This window comes from Plantactinospora sp. BB1 (assembly GCF_003030385.1).
GTDB lineage: Bacteria > Actinomycetota > Actinomycetes > Mycobacteriales > Micromonosporaceae > Plantactinospora.
Genome location: NZ_CP028159.1, coordinates 2,435,840 through 2,456,226, shown reverse-complemented (window position 1 = coordinate 2,456,226; position 20,387 = coordinate 2,435,840). Strand labels below are relative to the sequence as shown.

The 20,387-nt window shown below is 72.0% G+C and carries 16 protein-coding genes and 2 tRNA genes; 4 read left to right on the top strand and 14 right to left on the bottom strand.

Going from position 1 to position 20,387, the window contains the following annotated elements:
- Window positions 1-38: 38 nt before the first annotated feature.
- From C6W10_RS10575 to C6W10_RS10550, 6 genes are all read right to left on the bottom strand, one after another.
- Window positions 39-992, bottom strand: a complete 954-nt coding sequence (locus C6W10_RS10575; protein ID WP_199853907.1) for an amidohydrolase family protein — start codon at window positions 990-992, stop codon at window positions 39-41.
- Entirely contained in the window at window positions 989-1,819 is an 831-nt protein-coding gene (locus C6W10_RS10570) for a creatininase family protein (RefSeq protein WP_234361690.1), read from the bottom strand. Before C6W10_RS10570 ends, C6W10_RS10575 begins: the two co-directional genes overlap by 4 nt.
- A complete protein-coding gene (locus tag C6W10_RS10565) occupies window positions 1,807-3,603 on the bottom strand; it encodes an iron ABC transporter permease (protein ID WP_107257915.1) in 1,797 nt (598 codons plus the stop codon). Before C6W10_RS10565 ends, C6W10_RS10570 begins: the two co-directional genes overlap by 13 nt.
- The gene (locus tag C6W10_RS10560) at window positions 3,600-4,673 is read right to left on the bottom strand and encodes an ABC transporter ATP-binding protein (RefSeq protein ID WP_107257914.1); all 1,074 of its coding nucleotides are present in this window, start codon (window positions 4,671-4,673) and stop codon (window positions 3,600-3,602) included. Before C6W10_RS10560 ends, C6W10_RS10565 begins: the two co-directional genes overlap by 4 nt.
- A gap of 188 nt (window positions 4,674-4,861) precedes the next feature.
- On the bottom strand, window positions 4,862-5,914 hold the full coding sequence (locus tag C6W10_RS10555; RefSeq protein WP_107257913.1) for an extracellular solute-binding protein: 1,053 nt from the start codon (window positions 5,912-5,914) through the stop codon (window positions 4,862-4,864).
- 33 nt (window positions 5,915-5,947) lie between these two features.
- The gene (locus C6W10_RS10550) at window positions 5,948-7,108 is read right to left on the bottom strand and encodes an ROK family protein (RefSeq protein WP_107257912.1); all 1,161 of its coding nucleotides are present in this window, start codon (window positions 7,106-7,108) and stop codon (window positions 5,948-5,950) included.
- Between the two features lie 205 nt (window positions 7,109-7,313).
- Here C6W10_RS10550 and C6W10_RS10545 point away from each other — a divergent pair, with 205 nt between their 5' ends.
- The 3 genes from C6W10_RS10545 to C6W10_RS10535 all read left to right on the top strand — a co-directional run bounded on the left by C6W10_RS10545 (window position 7,314) and on the right by C6W10_RS10535 (window position 11,016).
- On the top strand, window positions 7,314-8,489 hold the full coding sequence (locus C6W10_RS10545) for a hypothetical protein (RefSeq protein WP_107257911.1): 1,176 nt from the start codon (window positions 7,314-7,316) through the stop codon (window positions 8,487-8,489).
- 134 nt (window positions 8,490-8,623) lie between these two features.
- Entirely contained in the window at window positions 8,624-9,796 is a 1,173-nt protein-coding gene (locus C6W10_RS10540; RefSeq protein WP_107257910.1) for a glycosyltransferase family 1 protein, read from the top strand.
- A gap of 68 nt (window positions 9,797-9,864) precedes the next feature.
- Window positions 9,865-11,016 (top strand): glycosyltransferase, encoded by a 1,152-nt coding sequence (locus C6W10_RS10535; RefSeq protein WP_107257909.1) that lies wholly within the window; start codon window positions 9,865-9,867, stop codon window positions 11,014-11,016.
- Here the strand turns inward: C6W10_RS10535 and C6W10_RS10530 are convergent.
- Window positions 10,997-11,827 carry a phosphoribosylaminoimidazolesuccinocarboxamide synthase gene (locus tag C6W10_RS10530; RefSeq protein ID WP_107263828.1) on the bottom strand — a complete coding sequence of 277 codons (831 nt, stop codon included), beginning with the start codon at window positions 11,825-11,827 and terminating at the stop codon, window positions 10,997-10,999. The two genes, C6W10_RS10535 and C6W10_RS10530, sit on opposite strands and share 20 nt — an antisense overlap.
- A 228-nt stretch (window positions 11,828-12,055) precedes the next feature.
- Here C6W10_RS10530 and C6W10_RS10525 point away from each other — a divergent pair, with 228 nt between their 5' ends.
- Window positions 12,056-13,357 (top strand): ABC transporter substrate-binding protein, encoded by a 1,302-nt coding sequence (locus C6W10_RS10525; RefSeq protein ID WP_234361689.1) that lies wholly within the window; start codon window positions 12,056-12,058, stop codon window positions 13,355-13,357.
- Between the two features lie 138 nt (window positions 13,358-13,495).
- Here the strand turns inward: C6W10_RS10525 and C6W10_RS10520 are convergent, their stop codons facing one another.
- The 7 genes from C6W10_RS10520 to C6W10_RS10490 all read right to left on the bottom strand — a co-directional run bounded on the left by C6W10_RS10520 (window position 13,496) and on the right by C6W10_RS10490 (window position 20,361).
- The gene (locus C6W10_RS10520; RefSeq protein ID WP_107257907.1) at window positions 13,496-13,747 is read right to left on the bottom strand and encodes a hypothetical protein; all 252 of its coding nucleotides are present in this window, start codon (window positions 13,745-13,747) and stop codon (window positions 13,496-13,498) included.
- A 67-nt stretch (window positions 13,748-13,814) separates the two neighbouring features.
- On the bottom strand, window positions 13,815-14,318 hold the full coding sequence (locus C6W10_RS10515; protein ID WP_234361688.1) for a DUF1772 domain-containing protein: 504 nt from the start codon (window positions 14,316-14,318) through the stop codon (window positions 13,815-13,817).
- Between the two features lie 145 nt (window positions 14,319-14,463).
- Window positions 14,464-15,660: an NAD(P)/FAD-dependent oxidoreductase gene (locus tag C6W10_RS10510; protein WP_107257906.1), complete on the bottom strand. Its 1,197-nt coding sequence runs from the start codon at window positions 15,658-15,660 to the stop codon at window positions 14,464-14,466.
- A gap of 115 nt (window positions 15,661-15,775) precedes the next feature.
- Complete coding sequence (gene sigJ / locus C6W10_RS10505; RefSeq protein ID WP_107263826.1) at window positions 15,776-16,726, bottom strand: RNA polymerase sigma factor SigJ; 951 nt, start codon at window positions 16,724-16,726, stop codon at window positions 15,776-15,778.
- Between the two features lie 139 nt (window positions 16,727-16,865).
- Window positions 16,866-16,942: transfer RNA gene (locus C6W10_RS10500), tRNA-Met, on the bottom strand.
- 204 nt (window positions 16,943-17,146) lie between these two features.
- Window positions 17,147-17,223, bottom strand: a tRNA-Met gene (locus C6W10_RS10495).
- A 105-nt stretch (window positions 17,224-17,328) separates the two neighbouring features.
- Window positions 17,329-20,361, bottom strand: a complete 3,033-nt coding sequence (locus tag C6W10_RS10490; RefSeq protein WP_199853354.1) for a UPF0182 family protein — start codon at window positions 20,359-20,361, stop codon at window positions 17,329-17,331.
- Window positions 20,362-20,387 lie beyond the last annotated feature (26 nt).

Below are 20,387 nucleotides of genomic sequence, written 5' to 3'. Positions count from 1 at the left end.
CCGTGCGTGGCGCTCCGGCAGGCGCGGCCCGACGCCGCTCAGCCGGTCAGGCCGAGCAGCCGCTCCGCGTTGCCGGCGAAGATCGCCCGCAGGTCAGCGTCCGGCATCCCCATCTCCCGGCAGATCCGCAACTGGTCGTCCAGGTACCGGCAGACGTAGCCGCGCGGGAACCAGGACGAGTCGCTGCCGAAGACGATGCGGTCCGGCCCGATCGTCTCGTAGCAGCGCTGGAAGAGGTCCTCCAGCGTCAGCTTGTACGGCATCCAGCGCACCCACTGGTTCGACCCGGACGTGTCGACGTGGATGTTGGCGCAGCCCCAGGCGGCGAAGAGCAGCTCCTGCACGTGCTGCACCCCGAAGTGCGGCACCACGAAGGCCAGCTCGGGAAAGCGCCGGGCCACCCGGGCCAGGTGGTTCGGGCTGTCGTACGGGCTGGCCGACATGCCACCCGCGCTGCCGTAGTGCCCGACGTGCACCAGCACCGGCACCCCGAGCCGCTGCGCCGTCGCCCAGCCGGGATCGAGCGCCGGGTCGTCCAGCGGCCCGCGCAGCAGCGGGGCGAAGATCTTCCAGCCGCGCAGCCCGCGTTCGGTGACCGCCCGCTCCAGCTCGGCCGCGGCTCCGGGCGCGAACGGGTCGTGGTGGGCGAACCCGAGGAACCGGTCGGGATGCCGGTCCACCAGGTCGGCCACCGCGTCGTTGCCGCCCCCGGTGACGAAGACCGCCCGGCGGATCCCGTGCTCGCGCAGCTCGGTCGCCCACCGGTCGGCCTCGTCCGGCCAGTGTTCGGCCGGCGGCTCCGGCTCCGGGAACGACCACGCCCGGCGCCACCGGGCCGCGTACGGGGCGGCGCCGGCCGCGCGTACCGCCGCCTCCCGCTCGCCGCCGGGGTGCATGCCGACGGCGCGTTCGGCGGCCCGTACGGTCTGGTCGGCGCCGATCCGGAAGTGCAGGTGGAAGTCGACGATGTCGAGCCCCCGGTCGATCGTCACGAATCCTCCTCGAAGGCGCCGGGCGGGCCGGGCGGCGGGGCGGCCAGCCAGGAGTCGACCACCTCACGCAGCCGGGTACCGGCCAACTCGCGGACCTGCCGGCCGATCGGCTCGGTCGCCATCGACACGTGCCCGGACCAGCCCGCCCAGGGATCCGGCCGGGACTCGACCAGCACGTACGGGTGCCCGGTCGACAGCTTGGGCCGGGGCGGCAGGTCGTCGACGGCGTCCAGGCGTACCGAGGCCGGGTCGAAGCCGAGCACCCCGGACGTCTCGTACGCGCCGCCGTGCCCCCGGGCCGGCCGGTCGCCGTACAGCTCGGTGGTCTCGGCCGGGGTGACCAGTTGGAACCAGTTGACCAGCAGCAGGCTGGCCCGGCGCCGGCCGGAGACCCACTCCATCGCCGCCCGCACCGTGGACATGTTGGCGTCGTGCCCGTTGACCACCAGCAGCCGGGGGAAGCCGGCGGCGACGATCCCCTCCAGCACGTCGCAGAGGTAGCCGACGGCCACCTCCGGGCGGATGGCGACGGTGCCCGGCCAGGGTCGGGTCTGGCCCGGGCAGGCGGTGTAGGGGACGGCCGGGAAGAGCACCCCCCGGTGGGTGCCGCCGGCAAGCTCGGCGGCGAAGCCCTCGGCCAGGATCAGGTCGGTGCCCAGTGGCAGGTGCGGGCCGTGCCACTCGACGGCACCGACCGGGAGTACGGCGAAGTCGGCCGCCGCCGCGACGGCCGGCAGCCGACTGCCCGACACCCGGCCGATCGGGACGAGTCCGCCGTCGGCCAACCACTCGCCGATCGGGTCGCCCTGCGGGATCAGTTCGTCCACCGCGCCGCCTCCCGGGACGCCCGACCGCCGCCCTCCAGCCGGCCGGAGACCACCATCACCACGAAGATCAGCGCCACCTGGAGCATTCCGTACGCCGCCGCCGTGCCGATCTCGAACGAGTACATCCGGTTGTTGATCGCCACCGAGATCGGTGCGGTACTGGCGGTGTAGATCAGCACCGAGGCGACGAACTCCCCGACCCCGTGCACGAAGGCGAGCAGCGCGCCGGCCAGTACGCCGGGGAGCATCAGCCGGAGCGTGATCGACCCGAACGCCCGGGGCCAGGAGGCACCGAGGTTGCGGGCCGCCTCCTCCAGCGACGGGTCGAGCTGGGCCAGCGCGGCCGAACTCGACCGGAACACCAGCGGCAGGAAGCGCACGAAGTACGCCAGCGGCATGATCCAGAACGTGCCGACCAGTACCTGTCCGAGGCTGAACGCGTTGCCGGTGCTGAACGCCGCGATCAGGTTGATCGCCACGACCGTGCCGGGCAGCGCCCAGGCGAGCATCACCGCCACGTCGAGCAGGCCGCGTCCGACGAAGCGGAGCCGGCGCACCGCGTACGCGATCAGCACGCCGACCACGACGCAGCCGGCGGTGGCCAGCAGGCTCATCTGCAACGAGTTGACGATCGGCTGGAACGCCTGCGGCTCGGTGAAGATGTCGACGAAGTTCTCCATGGTGTAGTCGCTGGGCAGCACCTGGGTGGTCCACGAGCCGTCGACCGAGAACGCCACCACCGCGATCGTGGCGACCGGGGCCAGCAGCACCACCGTGGCGAGCAGCGAGCCGACCAGCGCGAGCCAGCGGCCGACCGGGTTGCGGATCTCCCGGCGGTACGCGGAGACGCCCTTGGACTGCGACCGGTAGCTGCGCCGCCCCTCGTACCAGCGCATGCCGAGCAGGAAGAGCACCGAGACGACGCCGAGCACGGAGGCGTAGGTGGAGGCCATCGGCAGGTCGCCGTTGGTCCGGTTGATGTAGATCTGCATCGTCATCGTGCGGTCGACGCCGAAGAGCAGCGGCGCGGTGTACGAGGCGAGCGAGGTCATGAAGACCAGCAGCGAGGCGGAGACCAGCGCCGGGGTGAGCATCGGCAGCAGCACGGTGCGCCAGACCCTCACCCGGCCGGCGCCCAGGTTGTAGGCGGCCTCCTCCACCGAGGGGTCCATCCCGGCCAGCGCGGCGGAGGCGGCCAGGTAGAAGAACGGGTACATGGTGAAGGTGTGCACCACCAGCACCCCGGCGATGCCGTCGAACGGCAGCACCGGATTCTCCGTACCGAAGAGCTGTTGCAGGCCGCGCGGCAGGATCCCGGTCTCGCTGTAGAGCAGTTGGAACGAGATCGCGCCGATCAGCGGCGGGAGTGCCGCCGGGACCAGGATGATCGCCTCGATCAGCCGGCGGCCGGGGAAGGCGAAGCGCTTGAGCAGGAAGGCCATCGCGACCCCGACCACCCCGCAGAGCAGCACGCTGCCGGCCGAGATGCCCAGCGAGGTGAGCAGCGAGCTGCGGGCGACGCCGGCACCGGAGAGGAAAGCGGTGTAGTTGTCGACCCCGTCGCCGTCGGCGCTCTGTGCGAAGGTGGCCAGCATCGGCTGTACCACGTAGCCCCAGAGCACCAGCACCAGTGGCAACACCAGCAGGTACGGGAACCAGCCGCCGCCCGCGCCGCCGAGGAGCCGGTCGGCGAGCCGGGAACGCCGGCCGGCCGGCGCCGGACCGGCCGACCGGGACGGGCCGGTCCGGGGCGGCTGCGGGGCGGTGGTCGTCGGAACGCTCACGGGTGGACCACCCACATCCGTGCGGCCGGCACCTTCAGCCCGATCCGGTCGCCGACGGCCAGCCCGTCGGGTACCTCCACCGCGGCGACGGTCAACTCCTGACCCGAGGCGTCCACGGTCAGGTTGGTCGCCATGCCGGTGAACTCCAGGTCGGTGATCCGCCCGGCCAACGCCTCCCGCTCCTCCGGCCCGCAGAGCCCGATGTGCTCCGGCCGGATCGAGACCAGCGCGGTGCCGGACTCGGCCAGGCCGTGCTCCGGGGGTGCGGCGACGGTACGGGTCGTGCCGTCGGGCAGCCGTACCTCGACGGTCTGCCCGGCGGCGGCCAGTACCGGCAGCGACAGTACGTTGCTGCGGCCGATGAACCGGGCGACGAAGGTGGTGGCGGGGCGGTGGTAGATCTCCTGCGGCGTGCCGACCTGCCGGACCCGGCCCGATTCCATCACGGCGATCCGGTCCGACATCGCCATCGCCTCGGCCTGGTCGTGGGTGACGTAGATCGAGGTGAGGCCGGCGTCCCGCTGGATGCGGCGGATCTCCGTCCGGGTCTCCTCGCGCAGCTTGGCGTCCAGGTTGGACAGTGGCTCGTCCAGCAGCAGGGTACGCGGCCGGATCACCAGGGCGCGGGCCAGCGCCACCCGCTGCTGCTGGCCGCCGGAGAGCTGGTCGATCCGGCGGTCGCCGTACCCGGTCAGGTGCACCTGGTCGAGCGCCTCGGCGATCCGGGCGCGGGCGTCCGCCCCGCGGACCTTACGGATCTTGAGTCCGTAACCCACGTTCTGCGCGACCGACAGGTGTGGGAAGAGCGCGTAGTTCTGGAACACCATGCCGGTGTCCCGCTTGTTCGGCGGCTTGCGGGTGACGTCCTCGGTGCCGAACCGGATCCGGCCGGCGGTGGGAAAGTAGAAGCCGGCGATCATCCGCAGCGTGGTGGTCTTTCCGCAGCCACTCGGTCCGAGCAGCGTGAAGAACTCCCCGGCGTCGACGCTGAGATCGACATCGTCGACCGCTGCGGCGTCGCCGGCACCCGCGAAGCGTTTGCTGACCGACTCCAGCGTGACACCGATCATGAGTTCCCTTCCCCGCGCCCGGTCCGGGACGCGTCGTCTTCTGGTCGACCCGGCTGCCGCCGGTTGGTGCGATGCCGGCGGCAGCCGGGCCGCGGGGCCGGCGCGCCGGTCCGGTTCGACCCCCGCCACCGGCGCGCCAGCCTGGTGGTACCGGCCCGGATAGGTGGGCCGGGCCGGTACCGGAGCGGTCAGCCCTTGTTCTTGATCTCGGCGTTCCAGTGGTTGATCCACTCGGTCTCGTGCTTCGCGATCACGTCCCAGTCCACGTCCATCGGCTTCAGGCCCAGCTCGGCCAGCCACTGCGGCTTCTCGGCGATCTCCACCGCCGGGATCTGGAAGTAGTCGCGGGCCAGTTCGGCGCGGAGCGCGTCGTCGTAGAGGAACTCGATGAACTTCTGCGCGCCGGTGGTGTTGCCGCCCTTGATCGCGCCCAGACCGTCGACCAGGACCGGCGCGCCGGAGGCCGGCATCACGAAGCCGAACGGCATGTTCGACTGGTTGGCCTGCAACAGCACGTCCTGGAGGTTCCAGAGGCTGACCACGCCCTGCCCCCGGGACATCTTCAGGTAGAGGTCCGCCGGGTTGGCGGCGTACTCGGTGGTGTTGGCGTCCAGCTTGCGCAGCCAGTCGTAGCCGGGCTGCGGGTTGCTGCCGTCCGGGGAGAGCTTCTGGATCATCGAGGCGTAGATCGAGCGCATCGTGCCGGAGGCGGCCACGTCGCGGATGATGATCTTGTCTTTCCAGGCCGGCGTGATCAGGTCGTCCCAGTCCTTCGGCGCCTGGTCGGCCGGTACCGCCTTGTTGTTGTACATGATGACCTCGGGCAGCAGGATCTCACCGAACCAGCGGCCCTCCGCGTCCTTGTACTGGGCGTCCATCTTCGACGCGAAGGTCGGCTGCCAGCCGGCCAGCAGGTCCTCGGTGGCCCCGGTCGCCAGCGCCTGCTGGGTGCCACCCCACCAGACGTCGCCCTGCGGGTTGGCCTTCTCCGCCCGTACCCGCTCCAGGATCTCCTGGGCGCCGAGGGTGAGCACCTCGACCTTGCCCTGGTACTCCGGGAACTTCGCGGTGAACTTCCCGACCACGAAGTCCGCGACCTTCTTGTCCCGGGCGGTGTAGACGACGATCTTCTCGGCGGCGGTACCGCCGTCCGCGGCGTCGTCGTCGCCACCACCGCAGGCGGCCAGGCTGGTCATCATCGTTATCGCGAGCGCTCCGACGAGCACCGATCGGCGTCTCATGGGGTTACCTCCGGGGTGGGGAATTCATGCGGGTCAGAAAGATCCACTGGTGGCGGCCGGAGCCGCCGCAGCGGTGAGCGCGTAACTCACCGCGCCGTGCAGTACCGCCCGGTCGCCGAGGACGGCGCGACGGACCTCGGTCGCGGCCGGGGCGGCCAGCGAGACGAGAGACTGGAGCAGGTTGAGGGCGGCGTCGTCCAGGTCGGCGGCCGCACCGCTGAGCAGCACCCGGCCGGGGTCCACCACGCAGACGCAGGAGACGATCAGCCGGGCCCAGGCGCCGAGTACCTCGCGCAGATAGTCGTCCGCCTCGGCGTCGGTACGGCTCAACTCGACCAGTTCGCGGACCGGCGCCTGCGGTCGCCGGCCGGGACGCAGTGCGACGACCCGCTCGGCGATCGCGTTCTCCGACCACCGCGCCTCGAACGGGCCCACCCCGTCGTGGCCCTGGTCGCCCCGCTCCAGCGGCAGGAAACCGACCTCGCCGGCCGCGCCCGCGGCACCCCGGCGGACCCGGCCGTCCAGGATCAGGCCGGCGCCGATGCCGTCGGCCACGTGCAGCAGCAGCAGGTCGGTGACGTCGCTGCCGGCACCCGCGGCGTGTTCGCCGGCGGCCATCAGGTTGACGTCGTTGTCCACCACCACCGGCACGCCGAGCATCGCCTGGACGGAGTCGCCGATCGGCTGGCCCTCGATCACGCCGACCGACGGCGCCAACCGCACGGCACCGCCGGTGGAGACACCGGGCACCGCGATCGCCACCCCGCGCAGCGCCGGCATCCCGTCGCCGACCAGCTCCGGCACGAACCGGCAGATCGTCGTGACGATGTCGGTGTGCAGTCGGGCGTTGCGGTGCGCTATCACCGTCCCGTCGCTGTCGGCGATCTCGCAACTGATCCGGGACGGCTCCAGCGAGACCGCCGCGACCAGTTCGGCGCCGGGATTGAACTCCAACATGGCGCGCGGCCGGCCGGTACGCGAGGCACCCGGCCCCCGCTCGATGAGGTAGCCCTCGGCGATCAGGGCGCGCACCAGCGGCGTCAGCGTGGCGGGGCTGAGCCCGGTCAGCTCGGTCAGCTCGGCCCGGGACAGCACCCTGGCCTGTCGGGCCGCGGAGATCACCGAAAGGCGCTTGATCTCCTTGGACCGCTCCCGGCTCACGGGGCTGGTTGGCGGGTTGACCACGTCAGTCACTCTTCTTTCCTACGGCGAACGAACTATCTCCGTCAAGTAACGAATGGATCTCGCCCATCCCCGATCACCCCGCCGACCAGGACCTTCGCCTCCGAAGGGGTACGAGACGGGCAGCCCTCCCGGACACACCGCCGGTGGGTAGCGACCGGGGCGGCTCGACGGGCACGCCCGCCGGGACGCGCCGCCGGCAACTACCCTCGTCGACATGTCCTCCGCGCACCCCGGCTCCACTTCGGACCGCGAACCGGCCGCTCCCGACTCGGACCGCGAACCGGCCGCCTCCGGCGTGGAACCCTGGTCGCCCCCGATCGGCACCCGGCTCGCCGGGCTGGCCGGCCTGGCCGTCGCGGTGACCGCCTGGGCCTACACGCTGACCATCCTCACCCCCCGGATGCCGATCGTGGCGGACCGGGCACCGATGCCCGGCGGGGACGGCGAACTCTTCCTCTGGGTCGCCGAACTACGCTGGGCGGCCATCCTGCTGGCGGCACTCAGCCTGCTCACCGCGCTCGCACACCGGCGCGGCGCGCTGCTGCTGGCCGCCGGCACCGGCACCCTGCTGCTCGGGGTCGACGGGGCGGTGGAGCGCGCCGGCCTCGCCGGCAGCGTCGGCCTCGCGGTCACCCTGGGGCTGGGCGCCGCCGTACTGGCGCTGGCCGGTCGACTCGCCCGGTGGCGGGCACCCGGCATCCCGGCACACGTCGTCCGGCGCCGGCTCGCCATCGTCGCGGTCGCCGCCGCCTGCTGCGCCCCGCTGCCGCTCGCCCAGGGCACCCCCGGGGTCAACCACCCCTTCCTCCCCGCCGGGCTGCCGCTGGTCACCGCCGTACTCCCGGTCTTCCTCGTCGTACTGGCCGCCTTCGCGGTCGGCGCGGCCCGGCACCGCCCGCCGCGTCCGCTCGTGCCGCTGGCCGGCGCACTCCTGCCGGCGGCGGTACTCGGCGGATTCGGTACGGCCACCGGCGCCGGGGTCGAACCGGGGAACACCAGCATCGGGGTGCTGCTCGCCGTACCCCTGGGGGTGGTCGTGGTGGCCCTGCTCCGACTGCACCGGCCCGACCGCCGCACCGTGGCCCTCTGGACCGGACTCACCCTCGCCGGCCTGCCCGGCACCGTGCCGCTGGTCATCGTCTCCGTGGTCGTCTCGATATTCGTCTCGGCCCCGCTCTTCGCGCTGGCCGGCACGAGCTATCCGGCGGACGGCGTCGCCGTGCTGCCCGCCGCCGCCCTGCTGGCCCTGGTCGCCGGTGGGCTGATCGCCCCGCTCACCGTCCCGCACAGCGGCCAGCCGTCGCCCGCCGCCGCACCACCGTCCACCGCCGCGCCACTCCCCGCTGGCGCGCCACTCCCCGCCGCCGTGCCGGCCGCCGGCCAGCCCTGAACCGCCGCACCGACTCCGAGGGGGCGCGCCCGTCCGCGCCGCCGGCCGCCGGCTCCACGCTTCGTCGCTGACAGTTCGCCGGCAGGTCATTATGGCGTGACCTGTTCGGCGGGGACCTGCACGACGGTGAGCCCATGCGGATCGCGATCGTCACGGAGTCCTTTCCGCCCGACGTCAACGGGGTGGCGCACTCGGTCGTACGCGTCGCCGAGCACCTGGTACGGCGCGGCCACCGGCCACTGGTGATCGCGCCGCAACCGGCGGCCGGCGCCCCGGACGGTACCGGCGCGCTGCCCTATCCGGTGGTACGGCTGCCGTCGGTGCCGATGCCCGGCTACCCGCAGTTCCGGCTCGGCCTGCCGGGGCGGGAACTGGCGGCGGCACTGCGCGGGCACGGCACCGAGGTGGTGCACCTGGCCAGCCCGTTCGTGCTCGGCGCCCGGGGCGTCACGGTGGCCCGGGCGATGGGACTGCCCTCGGTGGCGGTCTACCAGACCGACGTCGCCGCCTACGCCCGGGCGTACCGGGTCGGGCTGACCGAGGCGGCGGCCTGGCGCTGGCTGCGTCGGGTGCACAACTGCGCGAACCGCACCCTGGCCCCGTCCAGTGCCACCGCGAACGCCCTGGCCGGGCACGGCATCCAGCGGATCTGGCTCTGGCAGCGGGGTGTGGACAGCGAACGGTTCCGGCCGGAGCACCGCAGCGCCGCACTGCGCCGCGCGCTCGCCCCCGGCGGCGAGGTGCTGGTCGGCTACGTGGGCCGGCTGGCGGTGGAGAAGCGGGTCGACCTGCTGGCCGGGGCGAGCACGCTGCCCGGGGTCCGGGTGGTGGTGGTCGGCGACGGTCCGGCCGGGCCGGCGCTGCGCCGGGCGATGCCGCACGCGCTCTTCGTCGGCCCCCGGCACGGCCGGCAACTGGCCCGGATCTACGCCAGCCTCGACGTCTTCGCGCACACCGGGCCGTACGAGACCTTCGGCCAGACGGTCCAGGAGGCGATGGCCAGCGGCCTGCCGGTGGTGGCGCCGGCCGCCGGTGGACCGCTGGACCTGGTACGGGACGGCCGGACCGGTCACCTGGTCCCGCCGGACGACCCGGACGCCTTCACCGCCGCGATCACCGGCCTGGTCGCCGACCCGCGACGCCGGGCGGAGTACGGCCGGGCGGGGCGGGCCGCGGTGCGCGGGCGCACCTGGGCGGCGATCGGCGACGAGCTGATCGGGCACTACACGGCGGTACTCGCCGAGGCGCCGGCGGTCGGCACTCCCCGTCCGGGCCGGCTGTTCCGGCTGCGGCAGGCGGCCGCGTGACCGGGCGGCAGCATCCTCCGCACCCGGCACGGAACCCGCACCGCCGGCCCGTGGGCCGAGGAGGCGGCATGCGGATCGTACGACTGGCCAACTTCATCACCGAGAGTTCGGGTGGGCTGCGCACCGCGCTGCGCCAGCTCGGCGCCGGGTACGCCGCCGCCGGGCACGAGCCGGTGCTGGTGATGCCCGGCCGGTACGACACCGACGAGCAGACCGGCCAGGGGCGGGTGATCACACTGGCCAGCCCGCCGGTACCCGGGATGGGCGGCTACCGGGTGCTCGTCGACCGGGTCCGGCTGGCCCGGCTGCTCGGCGAGTTGCGCCCGGACCGGCTGGAGATCTCCGACCGTACGACGTTGCGCTGGACCGGCGCCTGGGCCCGCCGGCACGGCGTACCCAGCATGATGGTGTCGCACGAGAGCCTCGACGGGCTGCTCCGGCTGCTCCCCGGCGGGCAGCTCCGCCGGGTGGCCGACCGGCTCAACCGACGTACCGCCGCCGGGCACGACCAGATCGTCTGCACCACCTCGTGGGCGGCGGCGGAGTTCCGGCGGATCGGCGCCGGCAACCTCCGTCAGGTACCGCTCGGCGTCGACCTCGACCACTTCCGGCCGGACCGGTACGACCCACGGCTGCGCGCCGGTCACGCCGAACCCGGCGAGCTGCTCCTGCTGCACTGCGGTCGGCTGTCGCCGGAGAAGCGCCCCGAGCGTTCGCTCGCCGCGCTGGCCGGGTTGCGGGACCGGGGCGTACCCGCGGTGCTGGTGGTGGTCGGCGACGGCCCGCGCCGGGAGCGGCTGCGGGCGAGCGCGGCCCGGGCGGATCTGCCGGTCCGCTTCCTGCGACACGTAGCCGACCGCGACCTGCTGGCCCGGCTGCTCGCCACCGCCGACGTGGTGCTGGCGCCGGGGCCGGTGGAGACGTTCGGCCTGGCCGCCCTGGAGGCGCTGGCCAGCGGTACCCCGGTGGTGGCGAGCGCGCAGAGCGCGCTGCCGGAGGTGCTCGGTCCGGCCGGGCTGGCCGCGCCCGGCGACGGGCCGGGGTACGCCGACGCGGTGCTGGAGCTGACGGGCCGGCCGGATCCGGAGCGCCGGGCCGCCGCCCGCCGGCAGGCCGAACGTTTTCCGTGGTCGGCCGCGGTGGCGGGCTTCCTGGCCGCGCACGACCTGCCGGTACCGGAGCTGCCGGCCGAACTGACCGCTACCAGCGGCGGCCGGTGAGCCGTTCGTACACCTCGACGTAGCGGGCCCGGGCGGCCTCGACGAACTCCGGCGGCATCTCCGGGGCCGGCCCGGTCTTGTCCCAGCCGGTGCCGACCGCCCAGTCCCGGACGAACTGCTTGCTCAGCGAGAGTTGCTCCCGGCCGGGCTGGTAGGAGTCGGCCGGCCAGAACCGGGACGAGTCGGAGGTGAGCAGCTCGTCGCCGAGCGTCATGGTGCCGTCCGCCGCCCAGCCGAGTTCGAGTTTGGTGTCGGCGACCAGGATGCCCCGGTCGGCGGCCAGCTCGGCGCCGCGCCGGTAGACGGCGAGGGTGATCTCGCGGAGCCGCTCGGCGGTCTCGGACCCGACCTTGGCCACCACGTCGTCGAAGGTGATCGCCTCGTCGTGCTCACCCTGCGGTGCCTTGGTGGTCGGCGTGAAGATCGGCTCCGGCAGGATCGACGCCTCCACCAGCCCGGGTGGCAGCGGTACCCCGCAGACGGCACCGGTCCGCTCGTACTCCTTGATGCCGGAACCGGTCAGGTAGCCCCGGGCGATGCACTCGACCGGGATCATCTCCAGCCGGCGGACCCGGATCGCCCGCCCGGCCCACTCCGCCGGCACGTCGGTGGCGGAGATGACGTGGTTCGGCACCAGGTCGGCGAGCTGGTCGAACCACCAGAGCGAGAGCGCGGTGAGCAGTTTGCCCTTGTCCGGGATCGGGGTCGGCAGCGCCACGTCGTAGACCGACACCCGGTCGGAGGCGACCAGGATCAGGTCGTCGCCGTCGGCGTAGACGTCCCTGACCTTGCCCGAATGCAGCAGTTCCACGTGCCCAAGTACATCACGGGCGCCGGGGGCGGGTCCGGTGCGGCCCGCGCCGGCCGGGCCGCCGGGCCGAGCCCGACATCCGGCCCGTTCCGGGCGGCGGTTGGGCGGATCCTGCCCGTACGGGCGTTGACACCCGCCGAGGCCGGCTGTGTAAATGATCCGGTTGCCGTCACAGCTGACCCGGTGTCGTCGTCAGGAGTTGTCGTGCCTCTTCCCCTCCCCTCCCCCGTGCCGAGCAGACCGCCGGCCGGCCGACTCGGCCGGCGCCTGGGTGCCGTGCTGCTCGTCGTCGTCATCGCGCTCGCCTCCGGCTGCACCGCCGAGGACGCCGCGCCCCAGGACGACAAGGTCGAACTCTCCGTCTTCTGGTGGGGCGGCGACCGCCGGGCCGAGTTGACCAAGCAGGCGCTGGAGGTCTACACCAAGCGCTACCCGGACGTCACCTTCAAGTTCACCTTCCAGGGCAACGCCGGCTACTTCGACCGGCTCTCCACCGAGGCCGCCGCCGGGAACGCCCCGGACATCTTCCAGATCGACGACAACTACCTCACCGAGTACGCGCAGCGGGAGATCCTGCTGGACCTGACCGACTACGTCCGGACCGACGTACTCGACCTGCGCAAGCTCCCCGCCGGCCTGGCGCAGTCCAGCCAGGTGACCGGCCGTACGGTCGCCGCCGCGGCGGCGGAGAACACCCCCGGCCTGATCTACAACAAGAGCCTGCTCGACCGGTACGACCTGCCCGAGCCGCAGATCGGAATGTCCTACCAGGACTACCTGGAGTGGGCCGAGCAGGTCACCGAGCGCACCGACGGCGAGGTCTTCGGCACCATGGACCCGTCCGCCGACTACAAGGCGCTCTGGCTCTGGCTGCGCTCGCAGGACAAGGAGCTCTACCGGGGCCGGCAGATGGGCTTCACCGAGAGCGACCTGACCCGCTGGTTCGAGCTGTGGGCGGACGCCCGGGAGCGCGGGGCGGCCCCTCCGCCGCAGGTGATCCAGCCCGCGAACAGCGGTGACGTGACCAAGCAGCTGGTGGCCAGCGGCCAGGCGGCGACCTCGTTCGTCTGGTCCAACCAGCTCCCGGAGTTGCAGAAGCTGACCAAGGACAAGCTCAAGGTGGTCAGCTATCCCGGCAACCCGGCCGCGCACTGGGCCCGGGCCTCGCTCTACTGGGCCGCCTTCCGGGGTACCCGCCATCCGGACACCGTCGTGCACGTCATCGACTTCCTGGTCAACGACGCGGTGGCCGGCGAGATCCTCGGCACCGAGCGGGGGCTCAGCGCCAACCTGGACGTACGGCGGACGGTGGAGGCGTCGCTGACCGACGAGAGCATGAAGCAGTCGGTGGCCTTCGAGACCACCATGACGGAGAAGTTCGGGCCGGCGCCGGTACCGCCGCCGAAGGGCCACGCCACGATCAAGCAACTGCTGATCCAGGCGGCGGAGAGCGTCCAGTTCGGCAAGGCTTCCCCGCGTACGGCCGCGGCGTCCTTCATCAGCCAGGCGAACGCCGCGCTGACGAGCTGACCGCCGGGAAGGGACCCGTCCACCGTTCTCCCCTTCGGCGGAGGGGTCCCCTTCCGGACACCCCGGAGACCGGGCCCGTCCGGCCCGCCGCACGGGGCGGGCGGCTGCCTGCCGGGCGGAGTCACCCGGCGGGGCTGTTCAGCGCTTTCCCCCCGACCGGCGGTTGCGCATGATGAGGACCAGGACGGCGACGATCACGCCGACCACGATCAGGCAGCAGACCAGTCCCCAGATCCCGAAGCTGCCCCGGGCCCGGCGCCCCCGGGCCGCCTCCAGCACCAACTCGCCGGGCCCGCTCGACGCCCAGGCGACGGCCGGTACGAACACTGTCAACGCCGCCGTACCGAGTACTGCGGTCAGGCGGACCCACCAGTTCCGGAAAATCTCCATGGCTACATCCTCGGGGCTACCCGCAAGTCCCGCCGGCAACGCGGCCGATCACCGGACGGGAACCCGCTCAGCCCCGCTGGCCGGAGCTGACGAGCGCGACAAGCAGAGATCCGAACGCCGTGCAGCTGAGTACGACCCGGACCAGGTTCCACGCCCGCCACCTCGGCTCGTCGAAGTCCCGGCGTACCCCGGCGAGGTCGGCGATCCGGTCCGGCTCCCCGGCCGCCTTGATCGCGTCGTTGCGCGGCACGTTCACCGCCAGGGTTATCACGATCACCACCAGGTTCAGCACGAACGCCGCGACGGTCCACGGCAGCCCGCCGTGCCGGGGCGCCGGCAGGTGCAGGGCGGCGGCGACACCGGTGAGGACCAGTGACCCGAAGAAGCAGGACATGAACCACGGGTTGATGATCGACTGGTCGATGGCCTGGAAGGCGCCCACGAAGGTTCGGTCGTCGGTCCGGCCCAGTCCGGGCATGATCGTGTGTGCGTACAGGACGAAGACGCCGGCCACCAGTCCGGTGGTCATCGCGGCGGCACCGAGTACGGCCCCGGTCAACAACTCGCCCACCCTCCCGTCGGTCCGCGCCGGCAGATCCGGCAGTGGCAGTATCACCGAACTGCCCGGGCCACCCAAGCCCGGCCGCGAGAACGGGCCGGCCCCCCAGACGATCTCTGGAGGGCCGGCGAGGACGTACGGTCCGAACGGTGGCGACTCAGCCGGCGGTGGCCGGCAGCGGTTCGGCCCCGACCGTCGCGGTGAGCCGACGGCGCCGGGACGGCAGCAGGATCGTCGGGTGGGCGACGCTCCAGGCGGCACCCGCGCAGACGAACTCCTTGTACCGCGCCGCCGTCCTGCCGGTCAGGGCGGAGGGCTTGGCCCGGTCGTCGGTGGTCACGAACTGGATGATGCCGTCGTGCCGGCCGAGGCTGACGCACTGCTGGACGTACCCGATCGTGTTGTCGGGCATCCTGCGGCCGGTCAGCCGCGCCGCGATGGCGTCGGCGGCCTTCCAGGCCATCGGGATGCCGGAGGCGCAGGACATCCGCAGTGGCCTGCCGCCCGCCCCCTCCGCCAGCCCGGCGTCGCCGACGGCGTACACGTCGGGGTGCGAGATCGAGCGCATGGTCTCGTCGACGACGATCTGCCCGGTGTCGGCGAGCGCCAGGGTGCTGGCGGCGGCGATCGGGTCGGCGGCGAAGCCGGTCGTCCAGACGGTCACCTGGGCCGGGATCCGCTCGGCGGTGCCGGTGAGCACGCCGGTCTGGTCGACGCGTACGACGTCGGTGTGCTCGTGGGCGGTGATGCCGAGCCGGTCGAAGACGCCGCGCAGGTGTCGCCGGGCCTTGTCGCTCAGCCAGTCGCCGAGGCCGCCACGGGTGGCGATCGCGACGTCGAGGTCCGGCCTGGCCTCGGCGATCTCGGTGACCGCTTCGATGCCGGTGAGGCCGCCACCGACGACCAGTACGGTCGCACCCGAGGCGAGGTCGTGCAGCCGCTCGCGCAGCCGCAGCGCGCCCTGCCGGCTGGCGACGTGCTGGGCGTGCTCGGCGACGCCGGGCACCCCGTGCTCGGCGACGGTGCTGCCGAGGGCGTAGACGAGGGTGTCGTAGCCGATCTGGTCGGCGCCGCCGTGCCCGTCCGCCAGGTCGACGGTCCTGCGGTCGGCGTCGACGGCGGTGACCCGGGCCGGTCGTACCCGGACGCCCGTGCCGGCGAAGATGTCGCGCAACGGCCGGGGCCGCAGATCCTGCCCGACCGCGAGCTGGTGCAGCCGGACCCGCTCGACGAAATCAGGGTCGGCGTTGACCAGGGTGATCTCGATGTCGTCGGCGTGGAGGCGACGGGCGAGGCGCCCGGCGGCGTGGGCCCCGGCGTAACCGGCCCCGAGGACGACGATGCGGTGCTTCATGGTTCCGCTCCTGTCTGCTGTGGCCTGCTCGCCTCCTGAACCGGATAGCGGCACGATCCCTGACAGGATTCGCTGTAAGCTGCGTCACCGGCCGGGGCCGGGCAGCTTCGCCAGATCAGCCGGGGCCGGACGGCTCTCCGCGATCGGAGGCGGCCCACTGCCGCGTCACGCGTTCCAGCTTCTCGGGGTTGGCCTGCACGTGGATCGCGGCCACACCGTCGGGGGTGACGTCGAGCGACATGACGCCGACCACCCGCTCCCCGACCGTGACCAGCACGCCGGGGCCGTCGTTGACGACGACGGCGTGCATGGTGAAACTCCCGCCGACCAGGGCCTCGAAGGTGGCCCGCTTGGCGTCGTTCGGCGCGAAGACGCCCCGCAGGAACCGCGCGATGCCGAGCGCGCCGACGACCGGGGTGCTGCGGGCCGGGACCCGGCCGCCACCGTCGGACATGCTCACCGCGTCGTCGGTCAGCAGCCTGACCAGCGGCTCGGTGTCCCCGCTGACGGCGGCGGCGAGGAACTCCTCGGCGATCTTCTTCGCGGCGGAGGCGTCGATCTCGATCCGGGTCCGGTCGGTGCTGACATGCTGCCTGGCCCGCCGATAGATCTGCTGGCAGTTCGCCTCGGTGATGTCGAGGATCCGGGCGATCTCGCCGTGCGGGTAGCCGAATGCCTCGCGCAGCACGTAGACCACGCGCTCGTTCGGCGACAGCCGCTCCATCAGGGTGAGCACCGCCATCGAGACCAGCTCGCGCTGTTCGGCGGTTTCGGCCGGGCCGAGCATCCGGTCCCCGGCGAGGAGCGGCTCCGGCAGCCAACTGCCCACGTACTTCTCGCGCCTGGCCCGCGCCGAGCTGAGCTGGTTGAGGCAGACGTTGCTGAGTACCTTCGTCAGCCAGGCCTCGGGCGTCTCGATGTGTTCCCGGTCGGCCGCCTGCCACCGCAGAAACGTGTCCTGGACCGCGTCCTCGGCGTCGGTCGCCGAGCCCAGCAGGCGGTAGGCGATCGCCTCCAGGCGGCCCCTGGAGCTCTCGAACAGATCGACCTCGTGCGAGCTGAGCATCGCCACCAGTTAAGCACGCCGGCACGAGGCGGCAACGCCGGGCGAGTCTCCTCGCCCGGCATCCACGCCGATGGCCGGGCCGGTCGGCAGGTGACGTGGAAACGGCCCCTCGGAGAAGATCCGAGGGGCCGTTTCTCGTTGGTAGCGGGGACAGGATTTGAACCTGCGACCTCTGGGTTATGAGCCCAGCGAGCTACCGAGCTGCTCCACCCCGCGTCGCCGGATGAAACCCTAGCCGAACCGGGCCGGAAGTCCAACTCAATAGAAACACCGGCAACGCAGAGAACACCGGCAGCGTCAGGAACACCGGCAACGTCACGAAGACCGGCGGTGCGAGGAACACCGGCGCGGTGCAAGGAACGCGGAAAAGCAAGAACCCGGCCCCATGGTGTGGGAACCGGGTTCTATCTGATGGTTCTGTGGTAGCGGGGACAGGATTTGAACCTGCGACCTCTGGGTTATGAGCCCAGCGAGCTACCGAGCTGCTCCACCCCGCGTCGGCTCGTTAACCCTAGCGCACACCGTCCACGGCCCGCAAAACAGGGCCGGAACTGCCCGGCGACGGCCGTGTCACCGCCGCCGGGCAGCCAGGTACGACCTGGTCAGCCGCTCGGCGATGCCGGCGCGCTGGGTGTACCGCCACTCGCCGCCGGTGAGCCGGCCGGGGCCGGAGACGAACCCGGAGCCGGTGCCCGGTTACCGCTCGCCCGCTGGGCGTTCTGGAACTCGGTCATCGCCTCGTCGAGCGCCTTGAGCGCGCGGCCGTACCGCTCGAAGTCGCCGGCGGTCTGGGCCGACCTGACCTCGGCGATCGCGGCCTGCACCTTGCCAGCGGCGGCGGCCAGCTCCGGAGTGAGCTGCGGGTTGGTGTCCGCCGGTGGCACCGTCGGAGTCGGCGTCGGCGTCGGGTTCGTGCCGCCGTCGGTCGGTGGCGGTGGCGTCGTCGGTGTGGTCGGGGCAGCCTTCTTGCCCTGCTCGACGAGCTGTTTGATGCCCTCTTCGAGGCTGTTCGCCAACACCACGTACTGACCGCCGTCGCCGTACGAGATCAGCACCCGTTGCAGCAGCGGATAGGCGTTCGTCTGGTTGCTCTTCACGTAGACCGGTTCGACGTAGAGCATCCCGTCACCGAATGGCAGCGAGAGCAGGTTGCCGTACTGCACCTGGGCCTGGTTCGAGGAGAGCAGGTTGAGTTCCTGCCGGATGTTGGCGTTGTTGGTCATCTTCTGGTGCACCTGGACCGGCCCGGAGACCGCCGTCTGGTCGGGCAGTTCCAGCACCTCCAGCCGGGGCTGGCCGTTCAGGTACGAGCCGCTGATCAGCGCGGCGAGGTTCTGCCGGCCGGCCGGGGTGACCGCCGAGGTGAGCTGGAAGCGTGGCGACTCCTGCCCCGGCAACTGGGTGTAGAGGTAGTACGGCGGCTGCCGCTCACCGGAGTCCGGCGCGTCCGGCGCGTTCGGCACCTCCCAGAAGTCCTGCCCGGAGAAGAACTCGGACGGGTCCGTGACGTGGAACTTCGCCAGCAGGTTGCGCTGCACCTTGAACAGGTCGGCCGGGTAGCGGAAGTGTGCCGCCAGGGCGGCCGGGATCTCCGACTTCGGCTTCACCAGGTTTCCGCCGAACGCCTTGTTCCAGGCCTTCAGCACCGGGTCGGCCTCGTCGAACTGGTAGAGCGTCACCGTGCCGTCGTACGCGTCGACGGTCGCCTTCACCGAGTTCCGGATGTAGTTGACGTTCTCCCGGGCGAGTTCGAAGGTGCCCAGCCCGGTCAGCTCGTCGGCGGTCTCCTGCTGGAGGTTCACCTGCTCCGCGTAGGGGTAGGTGGCCGCCGTGGTGTAGCCGTCGACGATCCACTGGATCCGCCCGTCGACCACCGCCGGGTACGGGTCGCCGTCCAGGGTGAGGAAGGGCGCGACCTTCTCCACCCGGTCCCGGGGGTTACGCACGTAGAGCAGCTTGGAGGCGTCGTTGATCGCCCCGGAGAGGACGAAGTTCGGCTCCTGCTCCTTGATCGCGTAGAGCAGCTGGCGACCGAAGGAACCGATCTCGACCCCGCCCTTGCCGGTGTAGGTGTAGTACTGCTCGCCACCGTCCCGGCCGGTCGGCCGGTCGAACTCGACCGGGTTGTTCCCCTCGGTCTGCCCGACGATCGCGTAGTCGCTGCCGTCCATCTGCTCGCCGTAGTAGATCCGCGGCTGGGTGGCCGGGATCGTCTCGGTCGCCGACGAGCACGCCTCCTCGGCCCGCTCGCCGAGGAAGCCGGAGACGAAGTACGGCTGCCCGCCGCAGACCACCTGGTTGGCGGGGGCGCCGACCAGGCCGTACCCGTGGGTGAAGACGGTGTGTCGGTTGATCCAGTTGCTCTGCTGGTCGGTCAGCTCCAGGTAGTTGATCTCTCGCATCCCGACGACGTAGTCCTGGGTCTCGCCGTTGACCTGGTAGCGGTCGATGTCGAGCTTCGGGCCGAAGTCGTAGAAGCCCCGCACCTGCTGGAGCTGGGTGTAGGTCTCGGAGACCAGTTGCGGGTCCAGCAGCCGGATGTTCGGCACCACCGAGGTGTCGGTGGCCAGCGACTCCGGCGGCTTCAGGTTCGCCGCGCTGTACGGCGCCATCACCGTGGTGGCGAGCCCGAAGGAGTCCCGGGTGGCGTTGATGCTGCGCTCGATGTACGCGGCTTCCTTGTCCTTGACGCTCGGCTTGACCTCGAAGGTCTGCACCGCCCACGGGTAGATGCCGCCGATCGCCACCGCCGAGATGCCGAGCAGGGCGAGCGAGATGCCGGGCCAGACGAGGTTCCGGATGAAGGCGTTGGAGAAGAGGATGATCGCCAGCGCGACCACCACCGAGATGTACGCCAGGATCTCCTTCGCCGGCAGCAGCGCGTTGATGTCGGCGTAGCCGGCGCCGTAGAGGTCGACGCCCTCGTTGAACTCCAGCAGCATCGCCCGCCGGTCGAGGACGTACGCCAGCGCCTTGAGCAGCACGAAGACCGCGACCAGCGTGGTCAGGTGGGCCCGGGCGGCGCCGGTCATCCGGTCACCGACACCCTGCAGCCGGACTCCGCCGAAGATGTAGTGCATCGCCAGCGAGCCGATCATGGCGAGCACCACGGCGGTGAAGCCGACGCCGAGCAGATAACGCAGGAACGGGAACTGGAAGACGTAGAACCCGATATCGATCTTGAATTCCGGGTCCTCGATGCCGAAGCTCTGCGAGTTGCGGAACAGCATCCACTGACCCCAGCGGGTCTGCGCGGAGAGGCCGGCGAAGAGCCCGACGACCACCCCGATCGCGGCCAGCCAGGTGCCGATCCGGGGCGCCAGCACCGAGCGGTAGCGCTCCAGGGTCACCTGCTCCGGCGAGTTCGGCCGGAGCACCGGCCGCAGCCGGTAGGCCAGCCACATGTTGCCGCCGACCAGCAGCGCCATGGCCAGGCCGATCACCACGAAGAGCAGGATCCGGGTGACCAGCACCCCGCTGAAGACCCGGGTGTAGGCGACCTCGTCGAACCAGAGCCAGTCGGTCCAGGCCTGGACGCCCCAGCCCAGCAGGGTGAGGAGCAGGAACACCCCGAGGAGTACGCCGACCGTGACGCGACCGCGTCGACTCATTCTTGGCAGGGGGCTGCTACGCATGACCACTGTTGGCTCCGCACCTTCGG